This is a genomic window from Actinomadura sp. KC216, from assembly GCF_004348535.1.
GTDB lineage: Bacteria > Actinomycetota > Actinomycetes > Streptosporangiales > Streptosporangiaceae > Spirillospora.
Map to the genome: position 1 here is coordinate 1 of NZ_SMJX01000303.1, position 9,993 is coordinate 9,993.

Genomic DNA, 9,993 nt, shown 5'->3' on the forward strand with positions numbered 1-9,993 from the left:
CCCCTCTGGCCCTCCCCCTGACCGGATCAACGATGCGTGCTCTGCCTCTCGCCGTCTCCCTCACCGGGCTCGTTCTGACCGCCGGCTGCGCCGACACGGGTAGGGCGGAGATGAGCGATCCGCCGACCGTCGGCGTCAGCGGGTCCCCCTCCACCGCCCCCGGGTTCGCGAAGGAGGGCTGGTTCGGGAGCGCGGACGGCATGCACGCGCGCGTCGAGATCAAGGGCGTCGAGCGGCAGTCGGCCAAGGTGGTGCTGCGCTACACGGTGACGTCGCTGGACACGACCACGAAGTCCGTCCCGTTCGCCATCGAGCTGCTCGACCCGGTCGGGCGCAAGCTCTACAAGCCCACCGGCTCGACGAGCGGGGCCGCGTTCGCGCCGGGCGCCACCCGCGAGATGGCGGCGGAGTACCCGGCGCTGCCGCGGAACGTCCAGAAGGTCACCGTGCTCACGCCGGGCACGGCGGGCGAGTTCACGGGGATACCGGTGACGAGCGGGTCGTCCACGCCACCGCCGGGCGGCGGATCCGGATCCCAGCCCGGTTTCTCGCCACCGCCTGGGTTTTCGCCTCCGCCGGGCTTCTCACCGCCGCCCGGCTTCTCGCCTCCGCCCGGCGGGTTCGCGGCGCCGACGGGCGGGGGACCGACCTGGTGGTACCGGCCGCCGGACGACGCGGCCGATCCGCTGACCGCCTCCGCGCCGTCGCCGCTGCCGACCGGACGCTCCTCGGGGCCGGGGCCGTCCACGGGGACCACGCCGCCGCCCGGGGCCGGCACCGGCGGCGTCAGCCTCGTCGATCTGTACGACATCACCGAGAGCGAGACCAAGGACGTCGCGTCCAGCGGCTCGATGGTGACGGTCGACCTGCGCGCCGACGTGCTGTTCGACGGCGCCACCGCGAAGTTCTCGGGCCGCGCGAAGGCCGTCCTCGACGAGACCGCGCAGCAGATCAAGACGAAGGCCACCGGCCCGGTGACGCTCGCCGGGCACACCGACACCAAGGGCGACACCGCGCAGAACCAGAAACTGTCGCAGCAGCGCGCCGACGCCGTGATGAAGGAGCTGAAAACGCGGCTCGGAAGCGGCTTCGCCTACACCGCGCGCGGCAAGGGCGGGACGGAGCCGGTCGCCAGGGAAAGCGGCGCCGGCGACGCCAGGGCACGCGCCCGCAACCGCCGCGTCGAGGTCTCCTACCAGCTCAAGCAGCAGACGGCGGGCGGCCCGGGCGCGTCGCTTGGAGCGGCGGCGTTCCGGCCGAAGGACGGGGAGACCGTCGCCAGCCGCTCCGCGCGCTTCGGCACGGCGAAACGGCGCCTGGACGTCAAGCCGTTCTACCGCGACGGCGCCTACATCGTCGCCGTGTTCGAGATCGTCAACGAAGGCCCCGGAAACACCCCGCAGGACGCCTCCTACGCGCACCCGGACCACCCCGGCGGCGCGTTCACGTCCTTCTCCATCCAGGTCCCGGGCGGGAAGGACGTGTACCGAGCCGTCCGCATCGGACTGAGGACGCCGAGCAGCCCGAGCGCCTACGTCGATCCCGGACGCGCCGTGTTCCGCACGGCCGTGAACCAGCCCGTCCGCGGCTTCGTCTACCTGCCGGCGCCGCTGGGGAACATCACGTCCGTCACCTTCGACGCCGGCCCCTTCGGGAAGTTCGAGAGGGTCCCCGTCTCGTAGGTGCGCCCGCGGGCGCGGACGCCCCGGTCAGCGCAACCGCTGGACGGATTCCACACCGGGAATGGCCTGCGGCTCCGGCTGCGGGTTGACGACCGCGACGAATTCGTGGCAGTGCGCGTCGTCGAAGAGCGCCCACACCTCGACGGCCTCCCGCTCGACGCTCCGCCAGGCGTTGAAGCGCCCGCCGGTGTTCCTGCAGCCGAAGCCCTCGAAGACCATGTCGGGCGGCCCGCTCGGCTGCGCGCTCTCCCAGGCGTACAGGCCGCCGGCGTCGACCGCGGGGGCCGTGCCCGGCCCGGGGCGTGGTTCGGCGCGGGCCGCGGGACCCTGGGCGGCCAGGCCCACGGCGGCCACGGCGGTCACGGCCACGGCCATGACGGGTCGGTGGGTGATTCGCATGACGGTTGTCTCCTCCCGGGCGCTGCGACGTCGGCGCCCACCACCTCCCCATCCCGACAGTGAGTGACTAATTACACATAGTGAGAATGTTGCCAATAGATCACCGTGTGCCGTGGACGCCGCCCGGGGGCGATTGCCGATCGCGTCACGTGTGGTGGACGATCTGAACGGATAGTTAAAGAGCACGCACACGGATCGTCTGGCGGAGGTCATCGATGGGTCTCGGTGTCAGTGTCTTCACGATCACGCTCGGGCTGATCCTGAAATTCGCGATCAAGCCGGATGCGATGACCGACCCGGTGGACATCCACATCATCGGCGTCATCCTGATCATCGTCGGCGGGGCGACGTTCCTGCTCCAGCTGCTGATGATGTCCCGGATGCAGCAGCGCGGGCCGCGGTTCGGGGCGAGACAGCGCGACGAGCGCATGTACGACGGCGACAACCCGCCCCGCCCCTGAACACGCAGGCCGCGTGAAGGGCCGGTGCCGCCCGCGCGGCACCGGCCCTCAGATCGCCTGATCAGCCCCAGGCCAGCATCCGTACCGGGTCCTCCAGCATGGCGCCGACGTCGCGGAGGACCCGCGACCCCAGCTCCCCGTCCACGATCCGGTGGTCGAACGACAGCGACAGCGTGGTGACCTTCCGGATCGCCAGCTCGCCCTCGTGCACCCACGGCATGTCGCGGATCTGGCCGAACGCCAGGATCGCGGCCTCGCCCGGCGTGAGGATCGGGGTCCCGGAGTCCACGCCGAACACGCCGACGTTCGTGATGGTGATCGTCCCGTCGGACAGATCGGCCGGGGACGCCTTGCCCGCCCGCGCCTTCTCCGTCAGCTCCTGCAGCGCGCGGGCCAGGCCGGGCAGGTCGAGGTCCTGCGCCTCCTTCACCTTCGGGACGAGCAGGCCCCGGTCGGTGGCCGCCGCGATCCCCAGGTTCACGTACCGCTTGATGACGATCTCCGCGCCGGACGGGCCGTCCACCCACGTGGAGTTCACCTGCGGGTTGCGCGCCACGGCGGTGAGCAGCGCCCGCGCGACCAGCAGCAGCGGGGACACCTTCACGTCCGCGAACTCGGGGAGCTCGCGGAGGCGTTTCACGGTTTCCATCGTCCGGGTCACGTCCACCTGGAGGAACTCGGTGACGTGCGGCGCGGTGAACGCCGAGCCGGACATCGCCGCCGCCGTCGCCTTCCGGACGCCCTTGACCGGCACCCGCTCCTCGCGCGCCCCCGCCTGGACGGGCGCGGCGGTCGCGGCCGGTGCCGCCCCGGACTGCGCGGCAAGGACGTCCTCGCGGGTGATCGAGCCCTGCGGGCCCGAGCCGGTGATCGTCGCGAGGTCGATCCCGAGATCCTTCGCCATCTTCCGGACCGGCGGCTTCGCCAGCGGCAAACCGTTGTCCACAGCCTGTGGACGAGTCGCCGGAGGTGCCGGGGAAGGCGTTTGCTGGACGGGCGGCGCAACGGGGGGCGCGGCGGGCGGCGCGACGGAGGACGCGGCGGGCGGTGGCGGTGCGCCGTTGGTGCCCTGCCTGCGCGGGCGCCGCTTCGTCGCGCCTTCCTTGACGCCGTATCCGACGAGCACGGGCTGGCGCTTCGGCGGCGCGTCGGACGACACGATCCCCGGCTCGTTCGCGGTCGGCACGGCCTCCGTCTCCTGCATCGCCGCGGCCTGCGCCGGAGGCTCCGACACCGGCGTCGCCACGCCGCCCTCGGCCTCGGCGTCCACGGAGATGATCGGGGAGCCGACGTCCACGGTCGCGCCCTCGGTGACCATCAGCTCCGTCACCACGCCCTCGAACGGGCAGGGCAGCTCCACGATCGCCTTGGCGGTCTCGATCTCGACGATGGTCTGGTTGATCTCGACGGTGTCGCCGGGCTGGACATGCCACTTGACGATCTCGGCCTCGGTCAGGCCCTCGCCCACGTCCGGCAGGTTGAATATCTTCGGGCTCACCGGCGTCACCACGCGAAGGTCCGGTCGACCGCGTCCAGGATGCGGTCGAGGTCGGGCAGGTAATGGTCCTCGTTACGGGACGGCGGGTACGGCGCGGAGAACCCGCCGACCCGCAGCACCGGCGACTCCAGCCGGTAGAAGCACTTCTCGGTGATCCGCGCGGCCAGCTCGGCGCCGAACCCGCTGAACACGGGCGCCTCGTGGACGACGACGCAGCGTCCCGTCCGGTTGACGGACTCGACGACGGTGCCGATGTCGAGCGGGTTGAGCGAGCGCAGGTCGATGACCTCCAGCGCCCGTCCCTCCTCGGCCGCCGCGGCGGCGGCCTCCAGGCACGTCTTCACCGACGGCCCGTACGCGAGGACGGTCGCGTGCTCGCCCGGCTGGACGATCCGCGCCTGGTGCAGCGGCATCCAGTCCGCGGGCGCCGACTCGACGTCGACCTCGGCCTTGTCCCAGTAGCGCCGCTTCGGCTCGAAGAAGATCACCGGGTCGGGCGAGGCGATCGCCTGCTGGATCATCGCGAACGCGTCCAGCGGGTTCGAGCACGCGACGACGCGCAGCCCGGCGGTGTGCGTGAAGTACGCCTCGGGCGACTCCGAGTGGTGCTCCACCGCGCCGATCCCGCCGCCCCACGGGATCCGGATGACGACGGGCAGCGACAGCGACCCGAGCGACCGCATCGGCATCTTCGCGAGCTGGGTGATGATCTGGTCGGCGGCGGGGAACACGAACCCGTCGAACTGGATCTCCACCACCGGGCGGTAGCCGCGCAGCGCCAGCCCGATCGCCGTCCCGACGATGCCGGACTCGGCCAGCGGCGTGTCGATGACGCGTTCCTCGCCGAAGTCCTTCTGCAGGCCGTCGGTGATGCGGAACACCCCGCCGAGCTTCCCGACGTCCTCGCCCATGACAAGGACCTTCGAGTCATTCTCCATGGCCTTGCGCAGGCCCTCGTTCATGGCCTTTCCGAGGGTGAGCGTAGTCATCGGACGGCCTCCTCGCCGGACTGCTCGAACGACGCCAGATAGGCGGCGAACTGCTCCTGCTCCTCGGACATCAGCGGATGCGATTCCGCGTAAACGTGTTCGAACATCGCCAGCGGCTGCGGGTCGGGCATCGACAGGCACCCGTTACGCAGTTCCCGGCCGAGTTGTTTGGCCTCGTCCTCGACCTTTTCGAAGAATCCCGTTTCCGCGAGGTCGTTGCGCACCAGATACGCCTTGACGCGTTCGATCGGGTCCTTGAGCTTCCACGCCTCTTCTTCGGCCTTGAGCCGGTAGCGGGTGGGGTCGTCCGTCGTGGTGTGGGCGCCCATCCGGTACGTGAACGCCTCGATGAGCGTCGGGCCCTGGCCCGTCCGGGCGTTCTCCAGGGCCTTCTTCGTCACGGCCAGGCAGGCGAACACGTCGTTGCCGTCCACCCGCAGGCCCGGGAACCCGTAGCCCTGCGCCCTGCGGTAGAGCGGGATCCGCGACTGCTTCTCGAGCGGCTCGGAAATGGCCCACTGGTTGTTCTGGCAGAAGAACACGATCGGCGCGTTGAACACGGACGCGAAGACGAAGGACTCGTGCACGTCGCCCTGCGAGGTCGCCCCGTCGCCGAAGTAGGCGATGGTCGCGGCGGCCGACGGCGTGCCGAGGACGCCGTCGCGCTGGACGCCCATCGCGTAGCCGGTCGCGTGCAGCGTCTGGCTGCCGATCACGATCGTGTACAGGTGGAAGTTGTGCTCGGCGGGGTCCCAGCCGCCATGGCTGACACCGCGGAACAGGCCGATCATGTTGAGGTGGTCCACGCCCCGGCACCACGCGACGCCGTGCTCCCGGTAGGTCGGGAAGACCATGTCGTTCTCGGACAGCGCGCGTCCGGACCCGATCTGCGCGGCCTCCTGGCCCAGCAGCGAGGGCCAGAGGCCCACCTCGCCCTGCCGGGTCAGCGCCACGGACTCCAGGTCGAGCCGCCGGACGATGACCAGATCGCGATAGAGGTCGCGTACCTCCTCGGCGCTGAGGTCCAGGGGGTAGTCGGGATGCTCGACGCGCTCCCCTTCGGGGGTGAGCAGCTGGACGAGTTCGGGCTCGGCCGGCTCGGGGTTATCGGGCGCGCCTCGCACGGAGTCGATCGTCATCGATGACACTCCTCGTTCGGGGCCGGCGCGCGGGATCGCCGCGCGGATCGGCCGATGTCCACGACCTCCGCCCCCGGTAAGGGACAAAAGCCGCTTATGCCATCGTGGCAGACCTCACACCCCGCGATGCAAGTCCCGCCGGCCTCCAGCCCCGCCCACCACCCTTCAATGGACGAGCGCTGCTCGGCTCATCATTGGCACACCTACCCCCAGCCCAGGCGCCGCACGCAAACGTGATACACGCCACCCGGCTTGGTCGGGGCGTCCCGTCTACTCGCGGGAGAGTGCCCTGGTCACGCCCGCCGCGACGGTCAGGCCGAGGACGAGCCCGGCCGCGACGATGAAGTTGGCGATCCACTGGTAGACGCCCTTGGGCGCGAACGCCATCTCCTGCCCGAGCGTGCCGATCGGCAGGATGAGATCCAGGGTGTAGAAGAACGGGTTGAAATGCGGCTTCTGGCCGCTGTCCAGGACGTCCGGCTTGTGGAGCGAGAAGACGATCGTCCCGAAGGCGAGCAGCCCGATCAGCCAGCTCGCCGCGCGGAACGGGCGGTAGCCGTAGCCGACCAGCCCGTCCTGCAACCACCCGATGATCTTGCGTGAGAGGCCCTGTGTCTTGCGCCGGTCGCGGGCCTTGGCGAGCAGGACGTAGCGGCCGTCGGCGTCCAGGCCGAGAGCCCGGTAGGTCTGGGCGAGGCGCTCGTAGGGCTGCGGGGCGTAGCCGTCGGTGTCGCGGCGCAGCCAGTCGAGGCGCTGCCGCGCGGTGAGCGGCGGTTCGAGCGTCTCGTACTGGAGGCCGTCGAGCTGGAGGCGCTCCGGCCAGGACGCGGCGTCGTCCCGCAGCAGGTTGATGCGGGCATAGGACAGGTCGGCGGTGCCGCGGATCGGCTCGGCGGTGCGCAGCAGCAGCTCCTCCGCCTGGACGCGCTGCAGGCTGAGGGCCGTCCCCTGGTCGTGGCGCAGGCGGGCGTCGCGCAGGCTGAGCTGGCCGGTGACGCGGGCGCCGGAGAAGCTGACGGCGCCGACCGCCGTGAACCCGTCCGAGCAGTAGATGTCGGTCTCGACGGTCAGATCGTCGGCGTTCAGCGCCGTGCGCTGCGGCGCCGACAGCCGCGCGCCGACGAACGACAGGTACCCGCCGACGCTGGCGCCGCGCAGCCGGACCTCGCCCTCGGCGGTGAACCCGCCGTCGCAGAACACGTTCGCCGCGACGTCCAGGCGGCTCGCGTACAGGGCGGGACCGGACGGGTTGCTCAGCCGCGCACCACGCAGGATCAACTGCCCGCCGATGCGCGCCCCAGGCAGCCGGACCTCACCGTTGGACGTGAACCCCTGGTCGCAGTAGACGTTCGCCTCGACCGTGAGCCGGTCGGCGAGCAGCGCGTCCCCGCCCGGGTTGCTCAGCTGGACGCCCGACATGTTCAGGATTCCGGTGATGTTGGCGCCGTCCAGCCACAGCCCGCCGCTGATCCGGCTGCCCTCCAGCCACAGATGCCCGTCGACCCGGGTCCCGGACGCGATCAGCCCCGGCAGGCGGCAGCGCATCAGATGGACGCTGTTCATGCTCGCCCAGTACAGGTGCGGCGCCTCGTCGAACGAGCAGCCGGTGAGCGCCAGCGGGACGCTGACGTCCGCGTGCCCGAGGTTCAGCGAGCCGGTGATCCGCGCCCCGCCGAGCCGGACGGCCGCGACCTGTCCCGGCTCCGCCTCCACCGCCCCGACGAGCAGGGCCACGAGGACCTCGGCCCTGACCATCCGATCATGGCCCCAGTGGTCGGCCTGCCCGATGTCGTCGTAGGCGGGGTCGCCGGACGACAGATCGACCGATTCGCCCTTCGGGAAGGCTTCCCAGAGGCGGCGCTCCGGCGGGGTCAGGTCCTCGACGTTCATCGGGCGGCTCCGGGGGTGCGGGTGGCAGGGGGAAGGGGACGGTGATTGGCCATGGTGCCGTACGCTTCAGGATCGTAAGGAAAAAGTGCTGATGAGTGAGGGGGCTGCCGTGGCGCGTGTCGTCGTCGACGTCATGCTCAAGCCGGAGATCCTCGACCCGCAAGGTCAGGCCATCGCCCGGAAGCTGCCGCAGCTCGGGTTCGACGGGATCGTCGCCGTCCGGCAGGGCAAGCGGTTCGAGGTGGAGCTGGAGGGCGAGGCCGACGAGGCGGCCCTGGAGCGGGTCGGCAAGATCGCCGAGACGCTGCTGGCGAACCCCGTCATCGAGAACTACGAGCTCCGCGTCCTCTAGCCGCTCCCACCTGCAACAGCGCTCCCGTTCGTCCCAGCGCTCCCAGGCGTTACGGCCGCAACCGGCCGTCGCAAGTGACTAAAACGGTCCAAAACGCTCCGTGCGTTTCAGGGGTTCTCGCCGTTCCGGTGGCCCTGACATGGAATGGCGTGCAATACCGTTCGATTCCGAGGGCATTGGCGCGTTCCAGGCGGTGGTCCTGCTTAGAGCGTGCCAACGCGGTGATCGTGAAAGACCCGCGACTATAGCGATTACGGAAGATTCCGCCGGGGAACTGTTAGCTGCGTCGAGTCGTCGAGCACGCTCCGGGACCGGGGGAACGGTCGCAAGCCCGGAGCGGACACGAGGTGTCCGGGTGGATATGAGGATCTCGCTCTCGCTGCCGTGCGAGGCGCTGAGCATCCCGGTGGTCCGCCGGGTGGTGGGAGACGCGCTGCGGGGGCTGGGCGTTTCCGAAGACTGCGTGGACGACGTCCTGGTCGCCGCCTCCGAGGCGTGTACGAACGTCGTCCAGCACGCGCGCGCCACCGGCGACTACGAGGTGGCCGGACGCGTGGACGAGGGCGTCTGCACCCTCACGATCACGGACCAGGGCCGCGGGCCCCGGCCGGCCCCCGAGGAACGGGGGATTTTGAGCGAATCCGGGCGCGGCATTAAGATCATGCGTGCGCTGGTGGACGATCTGGACATCGACTCCACCCCGGACAGGGGCACCGTCGTCCACCTGCGGAAGCGCCTGACCTGGCGAGACGGGGCCCTGGTCCGGCGCCTCGACCGCAGGCTCATGCACAGCGCCGGGTAGATTGGTACGCGCGCGGGGGAGAAACGACGCGCATCGGGGTGATCGGCGGAACGACCCGCCCGTCCCGGCCGCCCCTCATTTCGGAGGAACAGAAGAGATGGACGCTGCCCGGGTCGGGGTCATCACCTTCCCCGGTTCACTCGACGACAGGGACGCCGCGCGCGCCGTGCGGCTGTCCGGCGCCGAGCCGGTCGCCCTGTGGCACGGCGACCACGACCTGCGAGGGGTCGACGCCGTCGTCCTCCCCGGCGGGTTCTCCTACGGGGACTACCTGCGCGCCGGAGCGATCGCCCGGTTCGCCCCGCTGATGACCGAGCTGGTCGCCGCCGCAGGCGCCGGCCTCCCGGTCCTCGGGATCTGCAACGGCTTCCAGGTACTGTGCGAGTCGCACCTGCTGCCCGGGGCGCTGCTGCCGAACGCGGGACTGCACTTCGTGTGCCGCGACCAGCGGCTCCGGGTGGAGAACGCCGGCACCGCATGGACCGCCGACTACCGGGAAGGGCAGGAGCTGGTGATCCCGGTCAAGAACCGCGACGGCCGCTACACCGCCGACCGCGAGACCCTGACCGAACTGGCCGACACCGGCCGGATCGTCGCCCGCTACGTCGACCTGAACCCCAACGGCTCCCTCGACGACATCGCCGGAATCTGCAACGAGGCCGGCAACGTCGTCGGGCTCATGCCCCATCCCGAGCACGCCGTGGAGTCACTGACCGGCCCGTCCACCGACGGGCTCGGCTTCTTCACCTCGATCGTCAAGAGTTTGGTCACCGCATGAGCG

At 70.8% G+C, this 9,993-nt stretch carries 10 protein-coding genes; 5 read left to right on the forward strand and 5 right to left on the reverse strand.

The features are described 5' to 3' along the window. Positions 1–32 precede the first annotated feature (32 nt). Positions 33–1,682, forward strand: coding sequence for an OmpA family protein (locus E1264_RS43955; protein WP_165964532.1), 1,650 nt, complete (start codon positions 33–35; stop codon positions 1,680–1,682). A gap of 27 nt (positions 1,683–1,709) precedes the next feature. Here the strand turns inward: E1264_RS43955 and E1264_RS34360 are convergent, their stop codons facing one another. Then, positions 1,710–2,081, reverse strand: coding sequence for a hypothetical protein (locus E1264_RS34360; protein ID WP_132180304.1), 372 nt, complete (start codon positions 2,079–2,081; stop codon positions 1,710–1,712). Positions 2,082–2,275: 194 nt separating this feature from the next. Here E1264_RS34360 and E1264_RS34365 point away from each other — a divergent pair, with 194 nt between their 5' ends. Next, complete coding sequence (locus tag E1264_RS34365) at positions 2,276–2,542, forward strand: DUF6458 family protein (RefSeq protein ID WP_279491826.1); 267 nt, start codon at positions 2,276–2,278, stop codon at positions 2,540–2,542. A 61-nt stretch (positions 2,543–2,603) separates the two neighbouring features. Here E1264_RS34365 and E1264_RS34370 read toward each other — a convergent pair whose 3' ends face one another. The 4 genes from E1264_RS34370 to E1264_RS34385 form a co-directional block, all read right to left on the reverse strand. Continuing rightward, positions 2,604–4,040 (reverse strand): dihydrolipoamide acetyltransferase family protein, encoded by a 1,437-nt coding sequence (locus E1264_RS34370; protein WP_243711339.1) that lies wholly within the window; start codon positions 4,038–4,040, stop codon positions 2,604–2,606. A 5-nt stretch (positions 4,041–4,045) separates the two neighbouring features. Further along, positions 4,046–5,029 carry an alpha-ketoacid dehydrogenase subunit beta gene (locus tag E1264_RS34375; RefSeq protein WP_132180310.1) on the reverse strand — a complete coding sequence of 328 codons (984 nt, stop codon included), beginning with the start codon at positions 5,027–5,029 and terminating at the stop codon, positions 4,046–4,048. Further along, complete coding sequence (gene pdhA, locus E1264_RS34380) at positions 5,026–6,168, reverse strand: pyruvate dehydrogenase (acetyl-transferring) E1 component subunit alpha (protein WP_132180312.1); 1,143 nt, start codon at positions 6,166–6,168, stop codon at positions 5,026–5,028. Before pdhA ends, E1264_RS34375 begins: the two co-directional genes overlap by 4 nt. Before the next feature lie 270 nt (positions 6,169–6,438). Then, a complete protein-coding gene (locus tag E1264_RS34385; protein ID WP_132180314.1) occupies positions 6,439–8,058 on the reverse strand; it encodes a hypothetical protein in 1,620 nt (539 codons plus the stop codon). 109 nt (positions 8,059–8,167) lie between these two features. Here E1264_RS34385 and purS point away from each other — a divergent pair, with 109 nt between their 5' ends. The 3 genes from purS to purQ all read left to right on the forward strand — a co-directional run bounded on the left by purS (position 8,168) and on the right by purQ (position 9,990). Beyond that, positions 8,168–8,410: a phosphoribosylformylglycinamidine synthase subunit PurS gene (purS, locus tag E1264_RS34390; protein WP_171064619.1), complete on the forward strand. Its 243-nt coding sequence runs from the start codon at positions 8,168–8,170 to the stop codon at positions 8,408–8,410. A gap of 361 nt (positions 8,411–8,771) precedes the next feature. After that, entirely contained in the window at positions 8,772–9,212 is a 441-nt protein-coding gene (locus E1264_RS34395) for an ATP-binding protein (protein ID WP_132180316.1), read from the forward strand. A 97-nt stretch (positions 9,213–9,309) separates the two neighbouring features. Further along, entirely contained in the window at positions 9,310–9,990 is a 681-nt protein-coding gene (purQ, locus tag E1264_RS34400) for a phosphoribosylformylglycinamidine synthase subunit PurQ (protein ID WP_132180318.1), read from the forward strand. The last annotated feature ends 3 nt before the right edge of the window (positions 9,991–9,993 follow it).

Bases quoted from the DNA above. Each gene is read 5' to 3' on its own strand.
- purQ (WP_132180318.1), top strand. From the start codon at position 9,310: ATGGACGCTGCCCGGGTCGGGGTCATCACCTTCCCCGGTTCACTCGAC.
- E1264_RS43955 (WP_165964532.1), top strand. From the start codon at position 33: ATGCGTGCTCTGCCTCTCGCCGTCTCCCTCACCGGGCTCGTTCTGACC.
- E1264_RS34360 (WP_132180304.1), bottom strand. From the start codon at position 2,081: ATGCGAATCACCCACCGACCCGTCATGGCCGTGGCCGTGACCGCCGTG.
- E1264_RS34395 (WP_132180316.1), top strand. From the start codon at position 8,772: ATGAGGATCTCGCTCTCGCTGCCGTGCGAGGCGCTGAGCATCCCGGTG.
- E1264_RS34385 (WP_132180314.1), bottom strand. From the start codon at position 8,058: ATGAACGTCGAGGACCTGACCCCGCCGGAGCGCCGCCTCTGGGAAGCC.
- E1264_RS34375 (WP_132180310.1), bottom strand. From the start codon at position 5,029: ATGACTACGCTCACCCTCGGAAAGGCCATGAACGAGGGCCTGCGCAAG.
- pdhA (WP_132180312.1), bottom strand. From the start codon at position 6,168: ATGACGATCGACTCCGTGCGAGGCGCGCCCGATAACCCCGAGCCGGCC.